At 72.6% G+C, this 25,213-nt stretch carries 28 protein-coding genes; 6 read left to right on the forward strand and 22 right to left on the reverse strand.

What is annotated here, in order from left to right:
• Window positions 1-17: 17 nt before the first annotated feature.
• From FB470_RS01390 to dnaG, 3 genes are read right to left on the reverse strand one after another with little or no spacing between them, the layout of a single operon-like run.
• Window positions 18-773, reverse strand: a complete 756-nt coding sequence (locus FB470_RS01390; RefSeq protein WP_306988074.1) for a trans-aconitate 2-methyltransferase — start codon at window positions 771-773, stop codon at window positions 18-20.
• A gap of 18 nt (window positions 774-791) precedes the next feature.
• Window positions 792-1,310 carry a hypothetical protein gene (locus FB470_RS01395; protein WP_306988076.1) on the reverse strand — a complete coding sequence of 173 codons (519 nt, stop codon included), beginning with the start codon at window positions 1,308-1,310 and terminating at the stop codon, window positions 792-794.
• A 4-nt stretch (window positions 1,311-1,314) separates the two neighbouring features.
• Window positions 1,315-3,201: a DNA primase gene (dnaG, locus tag FB470_RS01400; protein ID WP_306988078.1), complete on the reverse strand. Its 1,887-nt coding sequence runs from the start codon at window positions 3,199-3,201 to the stop codon at window positions 1,315-1,317.
• 51 nt (window positions 3,202-3,252) lie between these two features.
• Here dnaG and FB470_RS01405 point away from each other — a divergent pair, with 51 nt between their 5' ends.
• The gene (locus tag FB470_RS01405) at window positions 3,253-4,197 is read left to right on the forward strand and encodes a sigma-70 family RNA polymerase sigma factor (protein WP_306988080.1); all 945 of its coding nucleotides are present in this window, start codon (window positions 3,253-3,255) and stop codon (window positions 4,195-4,197) included.
• Here FB470_RS01405 and FB470_RS01410 read toward each other — a convergent pair.
• Window positions 4,157-4,726, reverse strand: coding sequence for a carboxymuconolactone decarboxylase family protein (locus FB470_RS01410; protein WP_306988082.1), 570 nt, complete (start codon window positions 4,724-4,726; stop codon window positions 4,157-4,159). The genes FB470_RS01405 and FB470_RS01410 overlap by 41 nt on opposite strands.
• A gap of 175 nt (window positions 4,727-4,901) precedes the next feature.
• Here FB470_RS01410 and FB470_RS01415 point away from each other — a divergent pair, with 175 nt between their 5' ends.
• Window positions 4,902-5,996: a DUF2332 domain-containing protein gene (locus tag FB470_RS01415; RefSeq protein ID WP_306988084.1), complete on the forward strand. Its 1,095-nt coding sequence runs from the start codon at window positions 4,902-4,904 to the stop codon at window positions 5,994-5,996.
• On the opposite strand, the gene FB470_RS01420 is transcribed toward FB470_RS01415, so the two are convergent.
• The 9 genes from FB470_RS01420 to FB470_RS01455 all read right to left on the reverse strand — a co-directional run bounded on the left by FB470_RS01420 (window position 5,988) and on the right by FB470_RS01455 (window position 14,819).
• On the reverse strand, window positions 5,988-7,778 hold the full coding sequence (locus FB470_RS01420) for a glycosyl transferase (RefSeq protein ID WP_306988086.1): 1,791 nt from the start codon (window positions 7,776-7,778) through the stop codon (window positions 5,988-5,990). The genes FB470_RS01415 and FB470_RS01420 overlap by 9 nt on opposite strands.
• 10 nt (window positions 7,779-7,788) lie before the next feature.
• On the reverse strand, window positions 7,789-8,904 hold the full coding sequence (locus tag FB470_RS01425) for a serpin family protein (RefSeq protein WP_306988088.1): 1,116 nt from the start codon (window positions 8,902-8,904) through the stop codon (window positions 7,789-7,791).
• Window positions 8,901-9,182 carry a DUF1963 domain-containing protein gene (locus FB470_RS35710; RefSeq protein WP_370876432.1) on the reverse strand — a complete coding sequence of 94 codons (282 nt, stop codon included), beginning with the start codon at window positions 9,180-9,182 and terminating at the stop codon, window positions 8,901-8,903. Before FB470_RS35710 ends, FB470_RS01425 begins: the two co-directional genes overlap by 4 nt.
• 147 nt (window positions 9,183-9,329) lie before the next feature.
• Window positions 9,330-10,580, reverse strand: a complete 1,251-nt coding sequence (locus FB470_RS01430) for a deoxyguanosinetriphosphate triphosphohydrolase (protein ID WP_306988089.1) — start codon at window positions 10,578-10,580, stop codon at window positions 9,330-9,332.
• Window positions 10,581-10,780: 200 nt separating this feature from the next.
• Complete coding sequence (locus FB470_RS01435) at window positions 10,781-11,413, reverse strand: YdcF family protein (protein WP_306988091.1); 633 nt, start codon at window positions 11,411-11,413, stop codon at window positions 10,781-10,783.
• 25 nt (window positions 11,414-11,438) lie between these two features.
• Window positions 11,439-12,044 (reverse strand): response regulator transcription factor, encoded by a 606-nt coding sequence (locus FB470_RS01440; RefSeq protein ID WP_306988093.1) that lies wholly within the window; start codon window positions 12,042-12,044, stop codon window positions 11,439-11,441.
• A complete protein-coding gene (locus FB470_RS01445) occupies window positions 12,041-13,177 on the reverse strand; it encodes a sensor histidine kinase (protein WP_442320121.1) in 1,137 nt (378 codons plus the stop codon). Before FB470_RS01445 ends, FB470_RS01440 begins: the two co-directional genes overlap by 4 nt.
• The gene (locus tag FB470_RS01450) at window positions 13,177-13,905 is read right to left on the reverse strand and encodes an ABC transporter permease (RefSeq protein WP_306988096.1); all 729 of its coding nucleotides are present in this window, start codon (window positions 13,903-13,905) and stop codon (window positions 13,177-13,179) included. Before FB470_RS01450 ends, FB470_RS01445 begins: the two co-directional genes overlap by 1 nt.
• Complete coding sequence (locus tag FB470_RS01455; protein WP_306988098.1) at window positions 13,902-14,819, reverse strand: ABC transporter ATP-binding protein; 918 nt, start codon at window positions 14,817-14,819, stop codon at window positions 13,902-13,904. The genes FB470_RS01450 and FB470_RS01455 overlap by 4 nt, the downstream gene beginning before the upstream one ends.
• Window positions 14,820-14,937: 118 nt before the next feature.
• On the opposite strand from FB470_RS01455, the gene FB470_RS01460 reads away from it, so the two are divergent.
• Both FB470_RS01460 and FB470_RS01465 read left to right on the forward strand, forming a co-directional pair.
• Entirely contained in the window at window positions 14,938-15,486 is a 549-nt protein-coding gene (locus FB470_RS01460) for a helix-turn-helix domain-containing protein (protein ID WP_306988100.1), read from the forward strand.
• Complete coding sequence (locus FB470_RS01465; protein WP_306988102.1) at window positions 15,483-16,007, forward strand: GNAT family N-acetyltransferase; 525 nt, start codon at window positions 15,483-15,485, stop codon at window positions 16,005-16,007. Before FB470_RS01460 ends, FB470_RS01465 begins: the two co-directional genes overlap by 4 nt.
• 21 nt (window positions 16,008-16,028) lie before the next feature.
• Here FB470_RS01465 and FB470_RS01470 read toward each other — a convergent pair whose 3' ends face one another.
• Window positions 16,029-17,414 carry a glycine--tRNA ligase gene (locus tag FB470_RS01470; RefSeq protein ID WP_306988103.1) on the reverse strand — a complete coding sequence of 462 codons (1,386 nt, stop codon included), beginning with the start codon at window positions 17,412-17,414 and terminating at the stop codon, window positions 16,029-16,031.
• Window positions 17,415-17,587: 173 nt separating this feature from the next.
• Here FB470_RS01470 and FB470_RS01475 point away from each other — a divergent pair, with 173 nt between their 5' ends.
• Both FB470_RS01475 and FB470_RS01480 read left to right on the forward strand, forming a co-directional pair.
• The gene (locus tag FB470_RS01475) at window positions 17,588-17,971 is read left to right on the forward strand and encodes an ArsR/SmtB family transcription factor (RefSeq protein WP_306988105.1); all 384 of its coding nucleotides are present in this window, start codon (window positions 17,588-17,590) and stop codon (window positions 17,969-17,971) included.
• Window positions 17,971-18,420, forward strand: coding sequence for a Fur family transcriptional regulator (locus FB470_RS01480; RefSeq protein WP_306988107.1), 450 nt, complete (start codon window positions 17,971-17,973; stop codon window positions 18,418-18,420). Before FB470_RS01475 ends, FB470_RS01480 begins: the two co-directional genes overlap by 1 nt.
• Window positions 18,421-18,502: 82 nt before the next feature.
• Here FB470_RS01480 and FB470_RS01485 read toward each other — a convergent pair whose 3' ends face one another.
• The 8 genes from FB470_RS01485 to FB470_RS01520 form a co-directional block, all read right to left on the reverse strand.
• Window positions 18,503-19,216 (reverse strand): TIGR03943 family putative permease subunit, encoded by a 714-nt coding sequence (locus tag FB470_RS01485; protein ID WP_306988110.1) that lies wholly within the window; start codon window positions 19,214-19,216, stop codon window positions 18,503-18,505.
• 13 nt (window positions 19,217-19,229) lie between these two features.
• Complete coding sequence (locus tag FB470_RS01490) at window positions 19,230-19,586, reverse strand: hypothetical protein (protein ID WP_306988111.1); 357 nt, start codon at window positions 19,584-19,586, stop codon at window positions 19,230-19,232.
• Window positions 19,583-20,593, reverse strand: coding sequence for a permease (locus tag FB470_RS01495; protein ID WP_306988113.1), 1,011 nt, complete (start codon window positions 20,591-20,593; stop codon window positions 19,583-19,585). The genes FB470_RS01490 and FB470_RS01495 overlap by 4 nt, the downstream gene beginning before the upstream one ends.
• Before the next feature lie 1,359 nt (window positions 20,594-21,952).
• Window positions 21,953-22,357, reverse strand: coding sequence for a hypothetical protein (locus FB470_RS01500; RefSeq protein WP_306988114.1), 405 nt, complete (start codon window positions 22,355-22,357; stop codon window positions 21,953-21,955).
• Complete coding sequence (locus FB470_RS01505; RefSeq protein ID WP_306988116.1) at window positions 22,354-23,169, reverse strand: isoprenyl transferase; 816 nt, start codon at window positions 23,167-23,169, stop codon at window positions 22,354-22,356. The genes FB470_RS01500 and FB470_RS01505 overlap by 4 nt, the downstream gene beginning before the upstream one ends.
• A 37-nt stretch (window positions 23,170-23,206) precedes the next feature.
• Window positions 23,207-23,962: a DNA repair protein RecO gene (gene recO / locus FB470_RS01510; RefSeq protein WP_306988118.1), complete on the reverse strand. Its 756-nt coding sequence runs from the start codon at window positions 23,960-23,962 to the stop codon at window positions 23,207-23,209.
• A 12-nt stretch (window positions 23,963-23,974) separates the two neighbouring features.
• Window positions 23,975-24,394 carry a DUF2752 domain-containing protein gene (locus tag FB470_RS01515; protein WP_306988119.1) on the reverse strand — a complete coding sequence of 140 codons (420 nt, stop codon included), beginning with the start codon at window positions 24,392-24,394 and terminating at the stop codon, window positions 23,975-23,977.
• 4 nt (window positions 24,395-24,398) lie between these two features.
• On the reverse strand, window positions 24,399-25,151 hold the full coding sequence (locus FB470_RS01520) for an RDD family protein (protein ID WP_306988121.1): 753 nt from the start codon (window positions 25,149-25,151) through the stop codon (window positions 24,399-24,401).
• Between the last annotated feature and the right edge of the window lie 62 nt (window positions 25,152-25,213).

The raw sequence follows: 25,213 nt of genomic DNA on the forward strand, positions 1-25,213 counted from the left end.
CCGCGGATGTTAGATGGTCACACCCGCGCCACCGCGAACACCCGCCGGAACGGGAACCACGTCGTGCCGTCGGGTCGCGGCGGGTAGGCCTCGTCCAGCATCGGCGCGAGCTGGGCCCGGAACCGCTGCCACTCGTCATCGTCCAAAGCCGACCGCACCGGCCGCAACGCCGTGCCGGTGATCCACTCCAGCACCGCGTCCTTCCCGCTCAACCGCTGGATGTACGTGGTTTCCCAGGCGTCCACGGCACATCCCGCGTCGGCGAAGAGATCCGCGTACGCCAAGGGTGAATCGACCGCGTCGACACCGCGCAACCCGCCCAGCCGCGACGACCACTCCGGCCGGGACGCCAGGGCACGAACCAGCGTGTGCGAGGGCGAATCCATGTTGCCCGGCACCTGCATCGCGAACCAGGCGCCCGGTGGCAGCGCTCGCACCCACCGGCGCAGCAGCGACCGGTGCTCGGGCACCCACTGCAGCACCGCGTTGGTCACCACGACATCGGTGTCCGGCTGGGGGCTCCACTCGTTCACGTCGCCGAGCCGCGCGTCGATCCCCGCCGCGCGCGCCGCATCGACCATCTCCGGTGAGCTGTCGATCGCCTCCAGGACGGCGTCCGGCCACCGCTTGGCCAGCGACGCGGTCAGGTTCCCCGGGCCGCAGCCCAGGTCCACCACGCGCCGGGGTTCAGTGGCGTCGATCCGCCCGATGAGGTCGTAGAACGGGCGTCCCCGCAGGTCCGCGTAGTCGAGGTACTTCGCCGGGTCCCACACAGTACGAGCGTACTGTTATCAGTCGGGTCGCGCCAGCCGTTCCGCGGCCTCGCGCGCGATGGCCGCCACGACCTCGGCGTCCACGCCCGGATCCGGCCGCGCCTGCAGCACCACGCCGTCCTGCCCCGGCAGCTTCCGCTGCACGAACCACACACCGCCGCCGGTCAGTTCGGTCCGGTGCCGCCCGCGGATGGAGCCGTCCACGTGCCGGCGGACCAGCCACGGCACCTTCCCGGGCTCGGTCAGCTCGAACCGCACCGGCTCCCGCTCCCGCAGCAGCACGGCTGCCCCCGCCGTGCCGGTTTCCTCCGCCTCGGTCACGGTCAGGACGCCGTCGCCCCACGCCGCCTTGCTGACCAGGTGCCAGCCGATCCGCCGCGCCGCGCCGCCGGCCGGCACCCACAACCCCAGCTCGGTGACCACCACGTGCCCGCCACCCGCGACGGGTGCGGCGGCAAGGGCGTTCTCCGGCGCCTCGAACCGGCCGGGGAAACCCTCCGGCAGGGGGTCCCCGAGCAGCCGACGCAGCCACCGCACAGCGCTACCCCAGTCCACCGATGGCCTGGGCCTTGAGCGCCTTGCGGTACTCCTCCAGCGCCACCAGGTCGCCGAACAGCGCGCGGTAGTCGTCGGCCGCCTCGATCGGCGACAGCCGCTGCAGCCGCGACTTGATCTCGGCGATCTGGCGCCCGACCAGGTTCTCCTGCACGGCGGCGATCATGCTGCCGATGTAGTGCCCGTCGGCCTCGCCCTTGGCGCGCAACGGTTCCACGGCCAGTTCCGACAGCAGCGACCGCACCGGCCCCTCCGGGGTGTGCGGGCTCGCCGCGTCGATCAGCGCGGGCCCGGCCAGCCCGCTGCCGGTCCCGCCGGCCTTGAGCACCGCGCGGTGCACCGCCACGTACGCGGGGTGGGTGAAGGCCTCCTCCGGCAGCGCGTCGTACTCCGGGCCCGCGTAGGCCGGCTCCTGCAGCGCCGCCTTGAGCACCTCGCGCTGCGCCATCAGCCGCGGGTCCTTCGGGTCGGGCCGCGGCACGTCCGCCACCGCCGTGCCGTTCGCCCGGGGCACGCGGCGGCCGTTGCCGGCCCGCACCGCGCCGCCGGTGCTCTCCCGCACCCGCCGCACGACCATCGCCTCGTCCTGCCAGCCGACCCACCACGACAGCTTGGTCGCGTAGCCGTCCCGCTTCGCGCGGTCCTTGATCTGCGCCACCAGCGGCACCGTGCGCTGCAGTGCGGCGACCTGGCCGTCGACCGAATCCAGGTCGTACTCCTTGAGGATGCTGCGGATCGCGAACTCGAACAGCGGGGTGCGGCGGGCGACCAGGTCGCGCACCGACGCCTCACCCTTGGCCAGCCGCAGGTCGCACGGGTCCATCCCGTCGGGCGCGACCGCGATGTAGGTCTGCCCGGCGAAGGTCTGTTCGCCCTCGAACGCCTTCAGCGCCGCCTTCTGGCCCGCCTCGTCACCGTCGAAGGTGAAGATGATCTCGCCGCGGAAGGCGTCGTCGTCCATCAGCAGCCGGCGCAGCACCTTCATGTGGTCCTCGCCGAACGCGGTGCCGCACGACGCCACCGCCGTCGGCACGCCGGACGCGTGCATCGCCATCACGTCGGTGTAGCCCTCGACCACGACCACCTGGTGGCGCTTGGCGATCTCGCGCTTGGCCAGGTCGAGCCCGAACAGCACCTGCGACTTCTTGTAGATCGGACTCTCGCTGGTGTTGAGGTACTTCGCCTGGATCGGGTCGTCGTCGAACAGCCGCCGCGCACCGAACCCGACGACGTCGCCGCCGAGGTCTCGGATCGGCCACACCAGGCGCCGGTGGAAGCGGTCGATGGGGCCCTGGCGGCCCTCCTTGACCAGCTGGGCCTTGAGCAGCTCGGTCAGCTCGAACCCGCGGTTGAGCAGGTGCTTGGTCAGCTTGTCCCAGCCCGCGGGCGCGTAGCCGCAGCTGAACGTGCGGGCCGCGACCTCGTCGAACCCGCGCTCGGCGAGGAACTCGCGGGCCTTCTGCGCCTCGGGCGTGCGCAGCTGCTCGGCGTAGAACTCCGCGGCGACCTTGTGGGCCTCGACCATCCGGGTGCGCGTGCCGCGGTCGCGCTGGACGCTGCCGCCGCCGCCCTCGTAGGTGAGCCGGAACCCGACGCGGTCGGCCAGCCGCTCGACCGACTCGACGAAGCCGAGGTGGTCGATCTTCATCAGGAACTTGATGACGTCGCCACCCTCGCCGCAGCCGAAGCAGTGGAAGGTGCCGTGGGTGGGGCGGACGTTGAACGACGGGGTCTTCTCGTCGTGGAACGGGCACAGCCCCTTGAGCGCTCCCCCGCCGGCGTTGCGCAGGGCCACGTAGTCGCCCACGACCTCGTCGATCCGGTTGCGCTGCCGCACCTCCGCGATGTCACTTTCCCGGATCCGGCCTGCCACGGCGACCAGTCTAGTGACCGGAGGTCTTGTGCCGTGCGGCACACTCGATCCGTGAGCACGCTCGACGGGGTGGCCGAGGAGTTCGCCGGCCTGCGCCCGCACCTGGCCGCCGTGGCCTACCGGCTGACCGGTTCGGTGAGCGACGCCGAGGACGCGGTGCAGGAGTCGTGGCTGCGGCTGTCCGCGCTCGGTGACTCCGGCCGCGCGGAGATCAAGGACCTGCGGGCCTGGCTGACCACGGTGGTCGGCCGGATCTGCCTGGACCGGCTCCGCTCGGCGGCGGCGCGGCGCGAGAAGTACGTCGGCGAGTGGCTGCCGGAACCGATCGTCACCCCACTGGGCGCACCCCCGTCGGACGATCCGCTCGAGGCCGCCGTGCGCGACGAGGGCGTCCGCATGGCCGCGATGATCGTGCTCGACCGCCTGACCCCCGAGCAGCGCGTGGCGTTCGTGCTGCACGACGCGTTCAGCGTGCCGTTCGACGAGATCGCCGGCATCCTCGGCATCAGCCCGGCGTCGGCGCGGCAGCACGCGTCGCGAGGGCGGCGCGCGCTCGACGACGCGCAGCCGCCACCGCGCGCGAGCATGGCCGAGCAGCAGGAGGTGCTCAACCGGTTCGTCGCGGCACTGGTGTCCGGCGACGTGCGGGCGCTGGCCGAGGTGCTGCACCCCGACGTCGTGCTCATCGGCGACAGCGATGGCAAGGCCAAGACCACCGTGCGGGTCATGGCCGGCGCCGACAAGATCCTGCGGTTCTTCCAGGGCCTGCTGCGGATGTACCGGCCGGGTGCGTTCGCGACCGGCCGCCCGGTGCTGGTCAACGGCGATCTCGGGGTCTACCTGCCGCCGTCGCCGGGTGGTGACGGCTACAAGGACCTGGACGCCCACCTGCAGACCGTCACCATCCGGGACGGGCTGGTCACGGCCGTCTACGACCAGGCCAACCCGGACAAGCTCACCCGGCTTGCGGAATCCGGCACGCGTCCCCGGACGTGAAGCCCTGGTCGGTGATGCCGAGCGCGCTGTAGCTGCGGGCGCGCTGGTTCTCCAGCCCGATCAGGTAGGTCAGCTCCCACAGCCCCGCGCGGCCGAACTCGCGCTCGAGCTCGGCGACCTGCTCGTCGGTGACGGAGACCGGGGTGTCCGACATGGCGTCGGCGTAGGCCAGGGCGAGCCGCTCCTGGTGGGTGTAGAGGGGCGAGGTGGCGTAGTCGTCGATGTTCTTCAGGCGGTCGATGTCCAGCCCGTGGTGCTTCTGCAGCATCGTGCCGAAGTCGATGCACCACGAGCAGCCCAGCCGCACGGCCGTCCGGTACTGGGCCAGCTCGCGCACGTTCACCGGCAGGTGCTTGACCGCCTTCTCGACGAGCATTTCGTGGATCCCGCCGGCGCGCATCAGGGCCGGCTGGTGCGCGGCGACGGCGAACGGCTCGGGCACGGCGCCGAACCGCCGGGCCGCGTAGCGGAAGACGAGCTTGGTGAGCAGGCCGGCGTCCTTCGGGGAGACCGCGGGGATGCGTGGCATCGGAATTCCCTCCTCGTTGTGGTGGCTCTACCAGGGGGACGAGACGGCGTGCCGGAGTGTGACAGCGACGCCATGGCGCGAGGTCGCCGGCACGGCCGGTCCGGCCGGCGGGCACCACTTCCCCGGTGCCTCGAGCGGCTCGCGCGTGAGGTGCCGGATTCCTAGAATCGCCGGAATGCCACAACCGACCGCGGGCGTTGCCCGGCGACCTACGCTCGCCCAGGTGTACCGGCGCTTCGCCGAGGTCGAGGCGGCCGGGACATCGCCGCTGTACGGGCGCGTCGCCATCGCGCTGAGTGAATCCGGCAAGGCGCTGCGGGCGATCGAGACGGCCCCGGCGCGCAAGCGGCACCCCTCGCTGATCCTCGCCGCGCTGCACGACCTCGCCCTCGCCGGACGCGCCCCGGCGCTCGCCGCGGCCTACGCCGCCGGGGATGGCGAAGCGGCCGCGGACGCGGCGATCGCCACCCTGCTGGGGATGACCGAAGCGGTCGTGGCCACCGCCGTGCGCCGGCCGGTGCGGGCCGGCGAGACCGGGCGCTGCGCCGTGCTGTACCCGGTCATCGCCGAAGCGGCTCGCCGGCTGGGCGCGGACGCGGTCGGGCTGATCGACGTGGGCTGCGGGGCCGCATTCAACCTCAGCGTGGACCGCGTCGGCATCACCTACAGCGACGGGTCATCGCTGGGCGACCCGTCCTCGCCCGTGCGGATCCCGGCGTCGATCGTGGGCGGCCGGGCCGTTCCGGCGCGGGCGATGCCCGAGGTCGTCGCCCGGATCGGCGTCGACGTCGACCCGGCCGACGTGACCGATCCGGACGAGGCCCGGTGGCTGCGTGCCTGCCTGCCGCCGGACCAGCCGGAGCGGATCGCGACGCTCGACGCGGAGATCGCGCTGGCGTCGTCGGCGCCTCCGGCATTGCTGCGCGGCGCGGCCGTCGAAGTGCTGCCCGACGCGTTCGCGCGGGTGCCCGCGGACGCCCTGCCGGTCGTCACCACGACCTGGGCGTTGTCGCGGTTGTCGCTCGAGAACCGCCTGCGCTTCCTGCACCGCCTCGACCAGGCGGCCGCGGGCAGGCCGGTGGCCTGGGTGTCCGCGGAAGGCGTCGGAGTCGCCCCGGCGATCCCGACGCTGGGCGATCGCCGCGCCTCCGGCCACAGCATCCTCGGCCTGGCCGTGTTCGACGGGCCGGCCCTGCGCGCCGAGGCCGTCGGACGATGCTGGTCGCAGGGCCGCGTGCTGGCCTGGCTGGCCGGCTCCCGGCTACCGTGACCCGGCCAGCGCCCGGACGTCCCACACCCAGACGCCGCCGACGTACTGGGCCGAGCCGCCGAGCAGCTGGTCCACCGTCTGGTGCAGGGCGTTGCCGTTGGTGACCGGGGCGAGCACCACCGCGTCGGCCTTCCAGAACTTCAGATCCTCGACCGCCTGGGTGCGCTCCGCGGCCGTGATCTGCGGGACCTCGCCGTTCTCGCGGACCTCGGCCAGCAGGTTCGCCGTCGGACGCTCCACGGGCCCGTACCGGCCGCGCTTGTCGTCAGGCCCGCTGGGGCCGACGAAGTAGCCGTCGGCCAGCGGGAATCCGAGATCCGCCTCGACCTGCCAGTTCAGCGCCCGCGCGTCACCGGTGTTGGGCAGCGGCACGACGACCATCGACCCGGACCCGATGAACTGCCGCCACGCGCCGTCGGTGAAGAACGCGGGCGTCGCGGGACGGATGTAGGTCTTCAACGGCGTGGGCGCGACCGGGAGCAGCACCGCGACCAGCGCGCCCAGCCAGAGGAAGCGCACCGGCAGGTTCCGGTCGCGGAACGACGGCGCCGCCGCGAAGACGCGGTCCGTCGCGATCGCCAGCAGCGCCGCGACGGCCGGGATGCACCCGATCGCCAGCCGCGACTCCAGCAGCGAGTCGAACAGCGGCAGCTCAGCCAGCAGCTTCCACGGGCCGGGGATGCCGGTCTCGTGGTGGTTGACGATCAGCTGCACGCCCAGCGACAGCCACGCCATGAGGAACATCGAGATCGCGATCGCGCGGGCGACGGCGTTGCGCCACAACCAGATCGTCAGCACGACCATCAGCACGATCAGCGGCCAGCCGAAGAACGCGTTCTCCTCGGTGCGGTTCATCGACACGTCCGCGGCGGCCTCGGGGGCGCCGGCGATCGATTCGGTCGCGAACCGCGTGAACGCCGCGGTGTCGTTGCCGACCGGGCCGTGCTCCAGGGTGCGGTAGCTCTGCGGGCCGAGGAACTGCCACCACAGCGGGTAGATCGCGATCGCGACCGCCACGACGGCGGCGATCACCAGGCCGCCGGCCATCGGCTTGACCATGCGCAGCGCCTCGCGCGGGCGCGACGCGGCGTAGCCGGCGGCGAACAGCACGAACGCCATCATCATGATCAGCAGGGGTTCCTCGCCCAGGAACACCTGGTAGGCGAGCATCAGCCCGAGGACGATGCCGTCGCGCACCGGGCGCCGGCCCTGCGCGAGCCGGATCAGCCGCAGCACGATGAACGGGATGAGGAACAGCACCACGAAGTTGGGGTGCGCGTTGCCGTGCGAGATCATCGCCGGCGCGAAACCGCAGAACGCGCCGCCGATCGCGGCCGCGGTGCGCGAGGTGACCAGGTGGCGCGAGAACACCCAGTACCAGGCGATCGCCGTGCCGGACAGGCCGCCGGTGAGCGCGATCGCCCACGTCACGGTCGGGCCGAACAGCTGGGTGATCGGCGAGAGCGGGATGCCGAGACCGAACATGGCCGTGTTGGCCATGAGGTTCACACCGTCGGGGTAGTTCTGCAGCGTGGTGCCGAGCGGGTTCTCCCAGTGGAACACCGCGTGGGCGGTGACGGCGAAGAACCACTCCCACATGTTCTGGTCCTGGCCGCTGTTGTACATGTAGCCGCCGCGGCCCAGGTTGACCCACAGGCCGGCGTAGATGATGAACGCCGCGACGACGTAGAGACCGATCACCAGGGCGTCGGCACGGCCGAAGCGGCGCCGTTTCTCTCCGACCTCGGGCACGGTCTCGGGCGCCTCCAGCAAAGCGGTCACTTCTACACCCTCATGGCTCGACAACGCGGGCGAAAAAGTAGACCACACCCGTTCGGGCGTGCCGCACGAGGAGGAGGAACGGCCGGTCGACGCGCACCTCGACCGGATCGGCCGGGCTGACCATGGACAGGGTGCGGATCATGACCGCGGTGGCGGCGGCTCCCTCGAGGCCCTGCTCGTCGAGTTTGAGCACGGACTGGTGCTGGACGGCCGAGACGTAGGCGCGCCGGTCCGGGGTGAGGCGGCCGAGGTCGGCCTCGCCGGCGCGGAAGAGGGTCCGCACGCCGAGCCGCTGGAGGGCTCCGGTGAGGTCGGCGGGGATGTCGAGGTCGACCTTGGGCAGGCGCAGGTCGACCTGGACGCGTTTGGGCGCGGCGAGCAGGGCGTCCAGCCGTGCGGCGTCGAGGTCCGGTTCCTGGTCGCGCAGGTCGCCGTCGGGCAGCAGAACCGTGGCGGTGACGCCACCGGCGCCGGGCAGCTCGACCACCTGCCAGCCGTCGCGGTGGGCGTGGCCGAGGCGCTCGGACTGGCGCATCATCGCGACGCGGCGCGGGCCGCCCGGGCTGTGGAACTGCTCGTCGCGGGTGTTGGCGTCGCGGAACGGGTGCTGCCAGGCGACCTTGAGGTAGAGGGCGTTGACCAGGCTCGCGACGGTGCTTGCGTCCACCGAGCCCGGCGGCAGGAGTTCGGTGATCAGGCCGCGGGTGGTCTCGGCGATGTCGGCGTTGATCGCGCGGCGGGCGCCGTCGGGGTCCGTGACGAACGGCGCGGTGCGGGTGCTCGCGCCCGGCCACCCCGCGAGGTCGGCGAGGAAGTCCTCGCGCATCGGCAGCTGGTCCCAGGCCCACAGCTTGTTCGCCACGGCCAGGACCGGGTCCTCCTGGCGGGTGGTGTTGTCCAGCACGGCGGCGGCGCGGAGGAGGTCGGCCTGCTTGGCGATGTCCGGATCGCCGCCGGTGAGCAGCTGGAGGAGCTCGTCGGCGGCCGCGCCGCGGGCGGCCTGCGCGGCGAGGCCCAGCGCGCTCGCGATGGAGTACGGCGACACCACCGAGTCGCCCCCGGCAGCGGCGACGACCCGGTGTATCGCGAGGCTGAAGTTCAGATGCTCACGTTCCGGCGTGGTCACCTCCCCGACGCTACCGGACGAGGGGTGGGTGTCATGTGCACTGCCACGTGAACGACGACGCCTCGAACCGTCCAGCGGCGAAGGTCCTCGGGCCGGATGAGCCGGTGCAGCCGTCCCACGTCGCCCCACGTCATCCCGGTCTCGTCGCCGGAGCCGATCTGGGCGGGCATCACCCGGCGTCGCGCTTCCTCGTGGACCGCTCGCCACTCCCGCTCCGTCCGGAACCTCGGGTGCGACCAGTCCGGCCCGGTCAACCGTGGCGAGGCAGCCAGCGGCACCCGATCGTACGGCTCGATGTCGGCTGGCGGTTCGACGGGCGTTCCGGAGGCGCACGCCGGGGCGATTCAACGAGAGCCGGCGTTCGGCGATGGCCGGCGGGAGTGTCTTGCGCGTGACGGCGAGCAGCCGCGCCTCGCGAGTGGGCATCACTGGCGTCCGGTGAGCCAGCGGTGCCAGGAGCGTGCCTGGGCGTCGGTGAGCGAGGCGACCTGGTCGATGACCACGCGCAGCCGCGCGGCGTCGTCGGAGGCGGCCTGCCACGCGGGGTGGAAGGCGGCCTCCAGCGGGTCCGGGGCGCGCTCGGCGAGGGTGGTGACCAGCTCGGCGAGCATCTGGCGCTGTCCCTCCTGCATCGCCAGCCGCCGGGGGTCGCTCATCACGTAACGCAGGGCCAGTGCCTTGAGCAGCGCGACCTCGGCCGCCACGCGGTCCGGCATCACCAGCGACGCGCCGTAGCGGGTGAGCGGACCGTCACCGTACTCGGCGCGGGTGCCGGTGACCGCCGCCGACGCGAACCGGCCCACGAGTTCGCTCGTCATCCGTTTCAGCGCGATCTGCGCCTGCGGCGTCGAATCGAAGCCGGGGCGCGCCAGCTCGGCGACCACGGGCAGGTCGAGGAGGTCCCGCGCCGCGCCCTCCAGCGCGGACACCGACAGGCGCGAGAAGTGCTTCGCCGCCAGTTCGGCCACCGCGGCCCGCTCGGCCGGATCGGCCAGCACCGACAGCGACAGCCGCCCGGCGAGCACGCCGTCCTCGACGTCGTGCACCGAGTACGCCACGTCGTCGGCCCAGTCCATGATCTGGGCCTCCAGGCAGGTGCGGCCGTCCGGGGCCCCCGCCCGCATCCACTCGAACACCTCGCGGTCGTCGTCGTACACGCCGAACTTCGCGGTGCCCGCCCGCCGCGGCCACGGGTACTTCGTGGCCGCGTCCAGGCACGCGCGGGTCAGGTTCAGCCCCGCGCCCTCGACCTTCGGCTCGAGCCGGGTGAGGATGCGCAGCGTCTGGGCGTTGGCCTCGAACCCGCCGCACGCCTGGCTCACCTCGTCGAGCGCCTGCTCGCCGTTGTGCCCGAACGGCGGGTGCCCGATGTCGTGCGCCAGCCCCGCGGTCTCGGCCAGGTCCGGGTCGGCGCCCAGCTCCTCGGCGATGCCGCGCCCGATCTGCGCGACCTCCAGCGAATGCGTCAGCCGCGTGCGGGGCACACCGCTGACCTCGGTGCCCTCCCCCGGGCCGACGACCTGGGTCTTGCCCGCCAGGCGCCGCAAGGCCGCGGAGTGCAGCACGCGAGCCCGGTCCCGTGCGAACGCACTCCGCCCGTCCGGGCGCGACCCGGTGAGTGCCGCCCGCTTGGGCGCCTCGCCGAGCCGCCGCTGTCGATCGTGCTCGCTGTACACGCCGCAACTCTACGGGCCCCGGCCGACGATTTCGGGGCTGGAGAACCGGACCGCACGACGTTCCCTCTCGTGCGGTCGCGAGATGCGGAGATCCTTGCCCGTGTGGGGCGAAGTGGCGGTGCGGACTCCGGCCTGGCGCACGGGGAAATGCTGTGGCGCGAGTCGGTGGGCACAGGACGCGCGCGGGCGCGCGGCGGCGCTCAGCCGAGCCCCGTGCCGCCGATGTTGTCGGCCGGCGTCTTGGTCAGCCGGTAGAACAGCAGGGCGCCCGTCTCGCGGTAGATGTAGCGGAACTGCGTCTGGCGGGTCTGCACGATCGGCCCGCTGTGCGTCGGCGAGGTCCAGGTGTCCATTCCCGAGTCGTCGGCCATCGTGCGGGCCCGCAGGGAGTGCCAGGGGTCGCTCACGAGCACCGCCGTGTGCCAGCCGCGCGCGGAGAACGTCGCCGCCACCGCCCGCAGGCTGCCGAGGGTGTCGCTGCCCTCGCCGACGGCCAAGGTGTCCTGCCGCGGCACGCCCTGCTCGACCAGCCAGCTCACGCCCGCCGACGCCTCGGTGTAGGCGTCGCCGGCCCGGTTGCCGCCCGCGGTGACGATCCGGTCCGCCACCCCGGCCTGGTAGAGCTGCATCGCGTGCTTGAGCCGCGCCTGGAAGATCGGCGACGGCTTCCCGTTGTACTGGGCCGCCCCGAGCACGACGATCGCGTCGGCGTGGTCGCGGTCGTCCTCGCGCGCGACCTGCCACACCCGCAACGCCGTCCCGCCGACCAGCATCACGAGCACCAGGACCGTCCCCAGCACGGCCCGGCGCACCCAGCTCACCCGATCACCCATCCCGGTCATCCTCCCAGACCGGCCCTCACAGCCAGCCGCGCTCCTCCGCCAGCCGGATCGCCTCGGCGCGGGTGCGGGCACCCGTCTTGCCGATCGCGGCCGACAGGTGGTTGCGCACGGTGCCCTCGGACAGGTGCAGGCGCCGGGCCACGTCGGACACCGTGCCGCCGTCGCTGGCCGCCCGCAGCACCTCGTGCTCGCGCGGCGTCAACGGGCTCGCCCCGGTGGCCAGCGACTCGGCGGCCAGCGCCGGGTCCACCACCCGCAGTCCACTGTGGACGCGCCGGACGGCGTCGACGAGCTGTTCCGGTGGCGAGTCCTTCACCACGAACCCCGCCGCGCCCGCGGCCATGGCGCGCGCCAGGTATCCGGGACGGCCGAACGTGGTGCACACGATGATCCGGCACGACGGCAGGGCCGCGTGCAGCTCGGCGGCCGCGGTTAGCCCGTCCTTGCCCGGCATCTGCACGTCGAGCAGCGCCACGTCCGGCGCGCTCTCCTTCGCCGCGGCGAGCACCTCGTCGCCCGACCCGACCTGGCCGACCACCTCGATGTCCGGTTCCAGCCCCAGCACGGTCGCCAGCGCGCCGCGCACCATCGCCTGGTCGTCGGCCAGCAGCACGCGGATCACGAGACCTCCACCGGACGCGTCGCGGGCACCTCGGCCCGCAGCTGGAACCCCTCCCCGGGCCGTGCCCGGACCTGCAGCGTGCCACCCACCTGGGCGAGCCGTTCCGTCAGCCCCCGCAACCCGTTGCCCGCCACGCCCGGCTCCACCCCGCGCCCGTTGTCGGTGATCTCCAGCCAGTTCCGGCCGAGCCGCACCTTGACGCGGCTGGCGCCGGAATGCCGCAGCACGTTCGTCACCGCCTCCCGCAGCACGTACCCGAACGTGGTCTGCAGTTCGGGGCGCACGTTGTCCACCGCGCTGGGCAGGTCCGCCTCGATCTCCGCGGCCCGCAACGCCGCCCGCGCCCCCACCAGCTCCGCCGACAACGACACCTCGCGGTACTCCGACACCGTCGCGCGCACGTCCGACAGGGCGCTGCGCGCCAGCCCCTCCACCTCGCGGATCTCGGTGACCGCCCGCTCCGGGTCCGCCGCGCTCTCGATCAGCCGTCGCGCCAGGCCGGCCTTGACGGCGATCGTGGTGAGGCTGTGGCCCAGGATGTCGTGCAGGTCCCGGGCCAGCCGTTCCCGTTCCGCGCCGACCGCGAGCGCGGCGATCTCCTCGTTGGCCTGCCGCAGCCGCCGGACCGTCTGGGAGAGGCGGCCCATGAAGAACATCGCCGACGTGATGCCGAAAACCGTACCGAAGTCGCCCGGCGTGCCGTGCACGCCGGCGTGCAGGAGCACCAGCAACCCGCCCCCGGCCACCGACAGGCCGTCGAAGAGCAGCACCCACCCGGGCGGCAGCGACAGCGCGATGACGACCGTCGTGTACAGCAGCATGTACACGCTGCCCCCGGTCACCAGCACGGCCCAGCCGAGCACGACCAGGACCGCCGCGAACGTCAGCCGCACCGGCATCCGCCGGTGCGGCAGCAGGAAGAACGGGAAGGCCATGTAGCAGGCGCCGTAGACGGCGAGCAGGCCGATCACCAGCGGCCCTTCACCGCGCCCGGACGGTATCGCGGCGGCCAGGAAGAACACCGCGCCCAGCACCGGCCAGCGCCGTCTGAAGGCCGCGGCCCGGGCCCGGCTGGTGGAGGTGTCACTCCACCAGCCGGCCCTGTCGTCGGAGTCCACCGTGCTTCTCCCCATCACACCCGTGCGGAGTCCTTACGGTAGCGCCGGACCACCGCGATCCCGAGCGCGACGGTCCACACCGCGACCCACAGGACGGCCTGCCCGAGGCCGGTGCTCAGGTCGGTGGTCACCGCGCCGCGCCCGATCTGCCCCATCCAGTAGCTGGGCAGCACGTGCGAGATCTGCAGCAGCCAGTGCGGCATCGCGTCGATCGGGATGAAGATCCCGCCCAGCAGCGCCATCGGCAGCATCACCAGCTGCGTGATCGGCTGGACCGAGTCGGCCGTGCCGATCTGGCCGATGAGCAGGCCGATCAGCGCGAACGGGATCGCGGCGAGCCACACCCCCAGGGTGACCCGCAGCCAGCTGCCCGCCCCCAGCGACACGCCTTCGACGAGCGCGCCGGCCAGCGGCACGAGGACCACCGGTGCGATCGCGAGCGTCAGGCCGGTCGCGGCCTTCGCGGTGAGGTACCCGGCACCCGACAGCGGGGTCAGCCGCAGCTGCCGCTGCCAGCCCGCCTTGCGCTCGATCGCCACGCGGCTGCCGACGAACAGGGCGGAGGCCATCGCGCCGAACGAGGTCATGCTGACCATGAGCGTGGCGATCACGTTCTTGTCACCCTTGCCGAAGATCCCCACGTACAGCATGAACAGCAGCACCGGGAAGGCCACCGTGAAGATCAGGAACCGGGGCGAACGCAGGACCCGGCGGATCTCGAGTGCCAGGAACTTCAGGCTCATCGGTCGTTCTCCTCTTCGGCGGTGAGGGTCAGGAAGGCGCCTTCCAGCCCGACGGCGGTGATCTCGATGTCGTGGGCGCCGGGGTAGCGGGTCAGCAGCGCGCGCAGGGTCGCGTCGGAGTCCGAACTGGACACCGCGATCCGGCCGCCGCGCACCTCGTACCCGGTGACCGCGGGCAGCGCGGCGACCTCGGCGGGCGTGGCGCCGGGGACCGCGGCCCGCAGCGTGCGGCCGCTGGCCAGTGCGCGCACCTCGGCGACCGTGCCGTCGGCGACGATGCGCCCGGCGCGCATCAGCACGACGCGGTCGGCGAACTCCTCGGCCTCCTCCAGGTAGTGCGTCGCGAACAGCACGGTGCGGCCGGTGTCGGTGTAGTCGTGCATCGACTTCCAGAACTCGCGGCGGCTGGCGACGTCCATCGCCGCGGTCGGCTCGTCGAGCACCAGCAGGTCGGGGTCGCTGACCAGCGCGACGGCGAACCGCACGCGCTGCTTCTGACCGCCGGAAAGCTTGGTGCCGCGCCGGTTCGCCAGGTCCTCGATGCCCGCGCGGCGCAGCGCCTCGGCGACCGGCATCGGCTTGCGGTGCAGCGACGCGATCATGCCGACCATCTCGCCCACGGTCGCGTCGTCCAGCAGCGCCCCGCCCTGCAGCATCGCGCCGATCGCCCCGCGGGTGACGGCCTCGGCGGGCGAGGTGCCGAAGATCGATACCTCGCCGGAATCGGGCCTGGTCAGGCCCAGCATCATGTCGACCGTCGTCGACTTGCCCGCCCCGTTCGGGCCGAGCAGCGCGACCACCTCGCCCGGCGCGATGGTGAGGTCGACACCGTCCACGGCGCGCACTTCGCCGTAGTGTTTGCGCAGGCCGGTCAGCCGCACCGCGGCCCGGGTCAGGGTCTGTGTTCCGTCCATGTGCTCAGCGTGCCGCCGCGAGCGGCGACGGCAGCAGGCCTTGCGTCACGACCTGACCGTGACAAGTGTCAGGGTCACCATATCCCAAATATGGGATATCCTCTCCGATGTGAGAACGATGGACGATCGCCTGGCCACGCGGCTGGCGGAACTGCGCGCCGAACGCGGCTGGTCCCTGGACGAGCTCGCCGAGCGCTCGGGCGTGAGCCGGTCGACGCTGTCACGCGTGGAACGGGGCGAGATCAGCCCGACGACGTCCCTGCTGGGCCGGCTGTGCACCGCCTACGAGCGGCCGATGTCGCGCCTGCTGACCGAGGTGGAGGCCGACGGGCCGCAGCTGATCCCGGCCGGCGGGCAGAGCGTGTGGACCGACGACGACAGCGGTTTCGTGCGCCGTTCGGTGTCGCCACCGCACCCGGCGCTCCGGGCGGAGGTCGTCGAGGGCGCACTGCGGCCCGGCGCCGACATCGGCTACGACGCGCCGTCCGTGCCCGGCCTGGAACAGCACCTGTGGATGCTCGAAGGCACCCTCGAGCTGACCGTGGACGGTCGGACCCACACGGTGAGCACCGGCGATTGCCTGCGGTTCCGGCTCTGGGGGCCGACCCGGTTCCGCTGCCCCGGCCCGGGCGCGGCCCGGTACGCACTGGTCCTGGTGATGCCGTGATCACGCGACTGTCCGCGGACGACTACCCCGCCGCCGTGCCCGCCCTGGGCGAGGTGCTGGCCGACTGCACGAACGGCGGCGCGTCCGTCGGGTTCCTCGCCCCGCTCGACCCGGTCGAGGCCGCGACCTGGTGGAAAGGCCTCACCGGCGACGTCATCGCGGAGCGCGTCCTGGTCTGGGCCGCCTGGGACGGTGCGCGTCTCGTCGGCACCGTCCAGATCCGGCCGGCCTCCCTGCCCAACGCGCCGCACCGCGCCGAACTCGCCAAGCTGCTCGTGCACCGCGACGCGCGCGGCCGCGGACTGGGCCGGGCGCTGTTGGCGGAGGCCGAACGCGGTGCGCGCACGGCCGGGGCGACGCTGCTGGTCCTGGACACCGAGACGGGCAGCCCCGCCGAACGCCTCTACCGGTCGGCCGGCTGGACCGAGGCCGGCACGGTCCCGGACTACGCCGCCAACCCGGCCGGCGCCCTGCGTCCGACCACGTTCTTCTACAAGAAAGCCCTGGTCACCGCCGGGTGACCAGGGCCTTCGAGGCGTCCGTCAGCAGCCCGGGAGGCGGGCGGCGAGGTAGGACTCGACCTTGTCCAGCGCCACGCGCTCCTGCTGCATGCTGTCGCGCTCCCGCACGGTCACGGCCTGGTCCTCGAGCGTGTCGAAGTCGACGGTGACGCAGAACGGGGTGCCGACCTCCTCCTGGCGGCGGTAGCGCTTGCCGATCGAACCGGCGTCGTCGAAGTCGACGTTCCAGTTGCGGCGCAGCTGCGCGGCCAGCTCCTTCGCCTTCGGGGTGAGGTCGGCGTTGCGGGACAGCGGCAGCACCGCGACCTTGAACGGCGCCAGGCGCGGGTCGAGCTTGAGCACGACGCGCTTGTCGACACCGCCCTTGGCGTTGGGCACCTCGTCCTCGGTGTAGGCGTCGAGCAGGAACGCCATCATCGGGCGGCCCACACCGGCGGCCGGTTCGATGACGAACGGCCGGTAGCGCTGCTTGGTGGCCTGGTCGAAGTAGGCCAGGTCGACACCGGAGTGGTTGGAGTGCGTCGTGAGGTCGAAGTCGGTGCGGTTCGCGATGCCCTCGAGCTCACCCCACTCCTGGCCGGCGGAGAACCCGAAGCGGTACTCGATGTCGACGGTGCGCTTCGAGTAGTGCGACAGCTTCTCCTTCGGGTGCTCGTAGTGGCGCAGGTTGTCCCGGTTGATGCCCAGGTCGGTGTACCACTCGGTGCGCAGGTCGATCCAGTACTGGTGCCAGCGCTCGTCCTCGCCCGGCTCGACGAAGAACTCCATCTCCATCTGCTCGAACTCGCGGGTGCGGAAGATGAAGTTGCCGGGGGTGATCTCGTTGCGGAAGGACTTGCCGATCTGGCCGATGCCGAACGGCGGCTTCTTCCGCGACGTGGTCAGCACGTTGAGGAAGTTCACGAAGATGCCCTGCGCGGTCTCCGGGCGGAGGTAGTGCAGGCCCTCCTCGGACTCGACCGGGCCCAGGTGGGTCTTGAGCATCATGTTGAACTCGCGCGGCGCGGTGTACTGGCCGCGCGTGCCGCAGTTGGGGCAGGGCACGTCGGACAGGTCGTCCTCCGTGGTCTCCTTGCCGGTGCGGGCGCTGTAGTCCTCGGCCAGCTGGTCGGAGCGGAACCGCCGGTGGCACGCGGTGCACTCGACCAGCGGGTCGTTGAAGGCGTTGACGTGACCGGAAGCCACCCACACCTGGCGGGGCAGGATCACCGAGGAGTCCAGGCCGACGACGTCGTCACGGCTCTGGACCATCGTGCGCCACCACTGGCGTTTGATGTTCTCCTTGAGCTCGACGCCGAGCGGTCCGTAGTCCCACGCCGACCGGGTTCCGCCGTAGATCTCCCCGCTCGGGAAGACGAAGCCACGACGCTTGCACAGGCTGACGACGGTCTCAATGTTGGCGGGCACTCCACGCTCTCCATCAGATGCGGGGACGGTTATCGGTCGGTCCAGCGTATCCGGCCGTCGTCGCGGCCCGGCGCGGGGCTTGACATGGCACGGGGCGAGGCGATAACGGCAACCACTACCGGGAGAACACTAGGATGGTGGGGATCACCGACCGACCCGAGGCTGGAGAAGCTATGCCGATGGCTCGTCCGGACGCCGCGCTGCCCGGATTGCCCGACGACGCCGAGCAGGTCCACGCCGGCGACGAGCTGACGCCGCGCACGCCGCCGCAGCCCGCGACGACGCTGTCGGAGGCCGGCGAGCTGCTGCGGGCGCTGTCGGCGCCCGTGCGGATCGCGATCGTGCTGCAGCTGCGGGACGCCGACCGGTGCGTGCACGAGCTGGTGGACGCCCTCGACGTGGCGCAGCCGTTGATCAGCCAGCACCTGCGCGTGCTCAAGGCTGCCGGGGTGGTGCGCGGGGAGCGCCGGGGCCGTGAAGTGGTCTACCGGCTCGTGGACGATCATCTGGCGCACATCGTGATGGACGCGGTCGCGCATGTGCAGGAGGGCACCTGATGACGAGTAGCGAGGTCCGCCGGGCTCCGGTGCCCGGCAGGCGGTCGACGAAGCAGCGCGCGGCGGTGGTCGACCTGCTGTCGGAGATCGACGACTTCCGGTCGGCGCAGGAGCTGCACGACGAGCTGCGCAAGCGCGGCGACGGCATCGGGCTCACGACGGTGTACCGGACACTGCAGACGCTGTCCGAGGCCGGCGAGGTGGACGTGCTGCGCACCGAATCGGGCGAGGCGATCTACCGCCGGTGCTCCACCCACCACCATCACCACCTCGTGTGCCGGCACTGCGGGTTCACCGTCGAGGTCGAGGGCCCGGCCGTGGAGCGCTGGGCGGACAAGGTGGCGGCCGGCAACGGCTTTTCCGAGATCCGCCACACCGTCGAGATCGTCGGCACCTGCGCCGACTGCGCTCAGCGCCGGGACCTGGAACCGGGCCCCGCGCCGGCGTAGCGTCGTCGCCTTGCGCCTGTGGGACTCGCCTGGTGGTCGAGGAAGGGTGCTGGGGCACGGTCGGCGAGCCGCCGGAGGCGGGTTAGTACTCATAGGCGTCCTGCGGGGCGGGGACGGTGCGCAACGACCTCACCGTGACGTCCGCGGTGTAGCCGTTGGCGGGGACGGCCGTGCCGGGAACGACCTGGCCGGTGACCTCGAGCCAGGTGTCGTCGGGGTAGCGCGCGGCCTCGGGATCGGTGAGCCGCACGGTCATCGGTGACGCATCGGCCGCGCAGCACCGGATCACCATGCGCGCCAGCAGCACGCCGTCCTTGTCGTGCACGACGAACCCGGTCAGCCGCACCGTGCGGCCGGTGAGCGAGCCGCGCGAATCCCACCCGGCGCGGGTGACGAACTCGGTCAGCGTCAGCGGCACCACGTCGCCGGCGGGCAGGGGCGGGAACGCGGCCGCGTCCTGGGCGACGGCCGGCCGGGCCGGGGCGCGGATCACCGAGTCGGAGCCGAGCGCCGGCGGGGCGACGAGGAACACCGCGAGAACCGGCACGACCAGCAGCCACGCCGAGCGGGCCGGGTGGTGGTGGTCGTGCGCCGTGGTCCCGGCGCGGGTGCGACGGGCGGCGAGCACGTCCCGCACGATCGCGACCGCGCCCAGCAGCAGGATCACCGCTCCCCCGGCGATCACCCACGGCTGTTGCGCGGGTTTGACGTAGCGCAGGTAGTCGCCGTTGACGCCGAGCTTCAGCAACGCGCCGCCGAGGAGCACCAGCAGGACGTTCTGCGTTTCGCGACGCACTCGTTTCCCCTCCCTACCCCGGCCGGACGGCCAGCCAGTTGCTCGCGGCGACGACGAACGCGATGGCCCCGCTGAGCGCGAGCAGCACGGCGACCGTCCCGAACAGCATCCCGGCCCGGGCGAGCCCGCCCGGCGTGGCGCGGCCGAGGAAGCCGAACAGGATCGCCAGCACCCCGGCGGACAGCACCACGATCCACAGCGCGCCGAGGACGAGCGTGAGCACCACGGTCATCGGCGGGGGCAGGACGTCTCCGGCGGTGGGCCGCACCAGCGCCCACGTCACCCAGATCGACACGCCCATCACGACGCCGACGGCGCCGAGCGCGGCGGACGCGACCGCGAGCCCGGGTCTCTGCTGTTGCCCGATCACCTCGCACCCCCCAGGACGAGCACTCCGACGACCACCGCGCACGCGGTCGCGACGACGAACGTCACGGGCGCGAACCGTACCGCGAAGGATCGCCCGAAGGTGCCCGTCTGCAGGGCGAACAGCTTGACGTCGATCGCCGGGCCGACCACGAGGAAGACGAGTTTCGGCAGCAGCGGCAGCGCGGTGAGCGAGGCGGCCACGAACGCGTCGGCCTCGCTGCACAGGGCCAGCACGACCGCGAGCACGGCCATGACCACGACGCCGAGCACGATCTGGTTGCTCAGCGCCTCGAACCAGGCGGCGGGCACGAGGACGTTCATCGTGGCGGCGATGAGCGCGCCGAGCACCAGGAACCCGGCCGATTCGACGAGGTCGGCGCGCGCGGTCTCGGTGAACGTGCGCCACCGGTCGCCACCCTCGGGCAGGCGTTCGAGGGCGCGCCGCACCATCCAGTCGAGCTTGCCCCACCTGGCCCAGAGCAGGCCCATCACGACGGCCGTCGCGAACGAGCCGAGGAAGCGGGCCGGCACCATTTCCGGCTGTCCGGGGAACGCGACCGCAGTGGCGACGAGCACCACCGGGTTCACGGCCGGGGCGGCGAGCAGGAAGGTGAGCGCGGCGGCCGGCGCGACCCCTTGGCCGATCAGCCGGCGCGCCACCGGGACGGACGCGCACTCGCACCCCGGCAGAGCGACCCCGGCGAGCCCGGCGACGCCCACCGCGCCCGCCTGGTTGCGCGGGATGACCCGGCGGAGGAGGCGCGCCGGGACGAACGCCGCGATCGCCGCGCTGATCAGCACACCGAGCACCAGGAACGGCAGGGCCTGCACACACACCGCGACGAACACCGTCGAGCCCGTGCGCAGGGCCGGCACGTCGAGCGCGTCGCGCAGCCAGCCCTGCCCGAGCACGGCGACGATCAGGAGGGCGCAGAGCACCTCGACGGAGGTGATTCGCCCCCTTCGCCGCGCGCCCGCGGGTTCGGTTCGGTCCAGTGCATCGCTCACGGGGCCGATACTGCCAGGGGGTGGGGTCGCGAGGTGGCGTTGCGGTGCACGAGTGGACCGTTCGTGAGGTTGAGGGCACGAACGGGACTGTTCGTGCGGATGCGAGATGCGGGTTTGGGTGGTGGGCGGGGGTTTTGGGGCAGTCGGGAGGCTCGGGTGCGGCCGGTGTGTTGCGTGGAGGGAGTGGGGGCCGGGGCCGGGTGAAGGGCGCGGGTGGGGAGGTTCTGTCGGCACGTGCGGTGTGGGCCGCGGGCGCGCGGCGCGACGGGGTGGGGTGGAAGGTGCGGGCGGGCGCGGGCCGTGAGGGGCAAGAGAACGAGTGAAGGGCGGGGAGGTTCTACCGGCGCATGCGGTGTATGCCGGGGGCGCCCGCGGCGCGACGGGGTGGGGTGGACGGTGCAGGCGGGCGCGGGCCGAGGGGCAAAAGACCGAGTGAAGGGCGAGGCGGTCTATCGGCGCAAGCGGTGTAGACCGGGGGCGCCCGCGGCGCGACGGGGTGGGGTGGAAGGTGCGGGCAGGCGCGGGCCGAGGGGCAAGAGACCGGGTGACGGGCGAGGCGGTCTGTCGGCGCATGCGGTGTAGGCCGGGGGCGCCCGTGGCGCGAGAGGGTTGGGTGGACGATGCAGGCGGGCGCGGGCCGTGAGGTGCATGAGGCCGGGTGAGGGCGGGGAGGTTCTGTCGGCGCATGCGGGGTAGGCCGCGGGCGCCCGCGGCGCGAGGGGGTTGGGTGGAGGGCGCGGGCCGAGGGGCAAGCGACCGAGTGAAGGGCGGGGAGGTTCTATCGGCGCAAGCGGTGGAAGCCGGGGGCCGTAGCGCGAGGGGGTTGGGTGGAGGGCGCGGGCCGTGAAGTGCAAGCGACCGGGTGAGGGGCGGGGAAGTTAAGGAGCGCGTGCGGTGGAGGCCGCGGGCGCCGCGCCGCCAGGGGGTGAAGGCCGCACGAGGTGCGCGGTGCTGGAGGTTCTCGCGGGGGGCCGAGCGGTGCGGAAGCACGGCTGGACGCCACATGAAGCGCGGCCGTGGACGTTTCTCGGGGTGGAAACCGCGGGCGGGTGCGGGCCTGAGGTGCGGAAGGCCGGGAGAGGAGCGCGAAGAGGCAGTTGGGCGCCGCGCGAGGGTCGGAGTGGGCTGCGCGGGGCCGGAAGAGGAGCGTCCGGGAGCTGCTCAACGACCGTTGCCGCCAACGGGAACCCGGCAACGGCAAGGACCCGCCTCCCGAACCGGTCCTCTCCCGCGACACCGATCCCCAGTCACATCGGTTGCCGAGCAGCGGGGTCAACGTGCTCTTTCCCGCCTGACGCCGCTCCCCGGCATCCGGGCGAGCCCACAAGCCGGGCCAGGGGCATCCGCCTAGCGGCGCACTCAAGTCAATTCAGAACGCAATTGCGACGCCGTCGAAACCACCAGCATCAACAAGGTCCCCAAAGCCGCGATGCCCAGCCCCTGCGCGGGAAACGCGTAGCGCAACGTCAGATCCAGCCCGCGCTCGGCGTGCTGCACGCCGAGCGTCCCGAACAGCCCCTGCCCCGCGCGCTCGGCGGCCTTCGCCGCGAAGGCCGGATCGTCGGGCAGGTCCCAGCCCACCACGCAGGTCAGGCTGAGCACCGTGAGCCCCTCCGCGAGTTGGGTCGACTGGACCACGCAGGGCACGCCGTTGTGGGAGAACGTCAACGCCCCGTCGTCGTCGACGTGCACCTCGAGGTAGGTCTCCAGCGCCTCGCGGGCCCGGCTCAGCAGCTCGGCGGTGTCCGCGGCTTCGGTGTTCACGATGCTCCCTTCGCCGCGTCGACCGCGGCTCCGAACCGGCGGTCCCGTCGGGCGAACTCCTCGCACGCCGCCCACAGCTGCCTGCGGTCGAAGTCCGGGAACAGCGTGTCCTGGAAGACGAACTCGGCGTAGGCCGACTGCCACAGCATGAAGTTCGACGTCCGCAGCTCCCCGGAGGGCCGCAGGAACAGGTCCACGTCCGGCATCTCCGGCTGGTACAGGTACTTCGCGAGCATCCGCTCGTCCACCTTGTCCGGGTTGATCTTGCCCTCGGCGGCGAGCTTCGCCACGCGCCGCGCCGCGTCCGCGATCTCGGCCCGGCCACCGTAGTTCACGCACATCGTCATGTTGAGCAGCGTGTTGTGCTTGGTCTTCTCCTCGGCGGCCTGCAGCTCCTTGATGACGCTGCGCCACAGCCGCGGCGTGCGCCCGGCCCACCGGATGCGCACCCCGATCGACCCCAGGTAGTCCACCTGACGACGAATGGTGTCGCGGTTGAAGCCCATCAGGAACCGCACCTCTTCGGGGCTGCGCTTCCAGTTCTCCGTCGAGAACGCGTACACGGACAGCCACTTGACGCCCAGCTCGACGGCACCGCTGGCGACGTCGATCATCACGGCCTCACCGCGCTTGTGCCCCTCGATCCGCGGCAGCCCGCGCTGGTTGGCCCAGCGGCCGTTGCCGTCCATGACCAGGGCGACGTGGTTCGGCACCAGCTCGGCGGGGATGGCAGGCGGCTTCGCACCGGAGGGGTGCGGGTCCGGTGCCCGCAGCTCCACCGCCGAACTCGCCCCACGCGCCTTGAGCCGCACCAGTTCCTCCCACTGCCTCGGGTTGCGGCTTCCGACCCTACTTGCCCGCCTGGAGCTCCCGGGCACGCCTCTCCACGAGCGGCAGCGACTTCAACTGGCGTTCCAGGTGCCACTGCAGGTGAGCGGCGACGATCCCGCTCGCGTCCCGGCGGGTGGCGGACACCGACGCCTCCGCGACGTCCCAGTCGCCGTGCAGGAGCGACTCCAGGAGCACCAGGACCTCGGGCGCGGGGTGCACCGAGCCCGCCACCCGGCAGTTGCCGCACAGCGACCCGCCGGCCTGGACGTTGAACGCGGCGTGCGGACCGGGCAGGCCGCAGCGCGCGCACTCGGTGATGGCGGGCGCCCACCCGGCGAAGGCCATCGCGCGCAGCAGGAACGCGTCGAGCACCAGCGAGGCGTCCCGCTGCCCGTCGGCGAGCGCCCGCAGCGCCCCGACGACCAGCAGGTACAGCCGCAGCGCCGGCTCGCCCTCCTCGACGGTGAGCCGGTCGGCGGTCTCGGCGATCGCGCTCGCCGCCGTGTAGCGCTGGTAGTCCCCGACGAGCGGCAGCGCGAACGCGTCGACCGTCTGGACCTGCGTGATCACGTCCAGCGAGCGGCCGGTGTAGAACTGCACGTCGACGTGCCCGAACGGCTCCAGCCGCGCCCCGAACCGCGACGTCGTGCGGCGCACCCCCTTCGCGACGGCCCGGACCTTGCCGTACCGCCGCGTGAGGAAGGTGATGATGCGGTCCGCCTCACCCAGCTTGTGGACCCGCAGCACCACCCCGGTGTCGCGATAAAGACTCACGTCTCCATGGTCTCACGCGTACGCGGACAACCCGGTGAACGGCGCGAACGGCAGGTTCCGCACCACCCACCACGCGACGACCAGCGCGACGACCAGCAGCGTGAGCCGACGGCCCCGGGCGCCCTCGGGCCACCACCGCCGGGCGCGGCCGGCCTCCCACCGGGCCGCCGCGGCCAGCGTCACCGCCGCGAGCGGCAGCAACACGACCACGGCGAACGCGTTGACCGACAGCGCCGCACCCAGGTCGCCGTGCAGCAGCGCGCCCAGCGCCCGGCTGCCGCCGCAGAACGGGCAGTCCAGGCCGGTAAGGGCGTGGAACCAGCACGGGATCCGCAGCAGCCCGGTGCCCAGGGCCGCACCGGCCGCGGCGCCCGCCACGGCCACGGCGGGCGTGACCCGCACGCTCCGCCACGACCGTCCGGCAGAAGTCATGCCCTCAGTACAGCGCCTTCGTCGAGATCGCGTAAGTCTTCGCAGCCTTGTCGTGCCAGCCCTGCCGCGCCTGCTCGTCGAAGAACGGCGACAGCACCACCAGCAGCTCGACCAGCCCGCCGATGCACGGGATCAAGCCCGGCAGCACCATCGTGGCCAGCCGGGTGAACGCCGGCCCACCGCCGATGCCGGTGCCCGGTTGCCCGGCGGACTGCTCGGTGACCAACCGGATCCCGGCCACGTTCTTGCCGACCGTGGCACCACGGGTGGCCAGCATCGTGCCCTCGTACACCAGCATCGACAGCGATGTGAGCGGCAGGAACAACAGCACGATCCAGAACGAGCCCGGGTCGCCCGCGATCACCGCGAACTGCAGGACCAGGATCAGGATCGTCAGCGGCACACCGATGATGAGCCCGTCGATGACCCGGGCGAGGAACCGGCTGCCCATCGTGGCGAGCACGAGCGGCGGGGTGTGCGGGAACTGGATCTGCGAGCCCGGCACCACGATGTGCGCCTGGCCCGGCATGGGCGGGATGCGGCCGTACGGCGGCTGACCGGGGTAGCCCTGCGGCGCGCCGTAGCCCGGCCCCTGGGGGTACCCGGCCTGGGGGTAGGGCTGCTGCGCCGGGAAACCGCCCGAGGGCTGGCCGTAAGGCTGCTGGCCGGATTGCTGCGGGTACGTCCCGCTCTGCGGGTACTGCGGGTACTGCCCGTAGGGCTGCTGCCCCGGCTGTTGGCCGTAGGGATTGGTCATGGAGTCCCCCTCGGAGTGGATCACGTCGACGCGGCAGCGTACCCGGCGATCCCGGAAGCCTC

The sequence above is a fragment of the Amycolatopsis thermophila genome, from assembly GCF_030814215.1.
Taxonomy (GTDB): domain Bacteria; phylum Actinomycetota; class Actinomycetes; order Mycobacteriales; family Pseudonocardiaceae; genus Amycolatopsis_E; species Amycolatopsis_E thermophila.

Excerpts from the sequence above, each read along its gene's own strand:
- FB470_RS01410 (WP_306988082.1), bottom strand. The coding sequence starts at position 4,726 with ATGCCACGCATCCCCGCGGTCTCCCCGAAGGACGCCGGCCTGCTCACC.
- FB470_RS01415 (WP_306988084.1), top strand. The coding sequence starts at position 4,902 with ATGCCACAACCGACCGCGGGCGTTGCCCGGCGACCTACGCTCGCCCAG.
- FB470_RS01435 (WP_306988091.1), bottom strand. The coding sequence starts at position 11,413 with ATGGGTGATCGGGTGAGCTGGGTGCGCCGGGCCGTGCTGGGGACGGTC.
- FB470_RS01445 (WP_442320121.1), bottom strand. The coding sequence starts at position 13,177 with ATGGGGAGAAGCACGGTGGACTCCGACGACAGGGCCGGCTGGTGGAGT.
- FB470_RS01450 (WP_306988096.1), bottom strand. The coding sequence starts at position 13,905 with ATGAGCCTGAAGTTCCTGGCACTCGAGATCCGCCGGGTCCTGCGTTCG.
- FB470_RS01455 (WP_306988098.1), bottom strand. The coding sequence starts at position 14,819 with ATGGACGGAACACAGACCCTGACCCGGGCCGCGGTGCGGCTGACCGGC.
- FB470_RS01460 (WP_306988100.1), top strand. The coding sequence starts at position 14,938 with ATGGACGATCGCCTGGCCACGCGGCTGGCGGAACTGCGCGCCGAACGC.
- FB470_RS01475 (WP_306988105.1), top strand. The coding sequence starts at position 17,588 with ATGCCGATGGCTCGTCCGGACGCCGCGCTGCCCGGATTGCCCGACGAC.
- FB470_RS01480 (WP_306988107.1), top strand. The coding sequence starts at position 17,971 with ATGACGAGTAGCGAGGTCCGCCGGGCTCCGGTGCCCGGCAGGCGGTCG.
- FB470_RS01515 (WP_306988119.1), bottom strand. The coding sequence starts at position 24,394 with ATGACTTCTGCCGGACGGTCGTGGCGGAGCGTGCGGGTCACGCCCGCC.
- FB470_RS01520 (WP_306988121.1), bottom strand. The coding sequence starts at position 25,151 with ATGACCAATCCCTACGGCCAACAGCCGGGGCAGCAGCCCTACGGGCAG.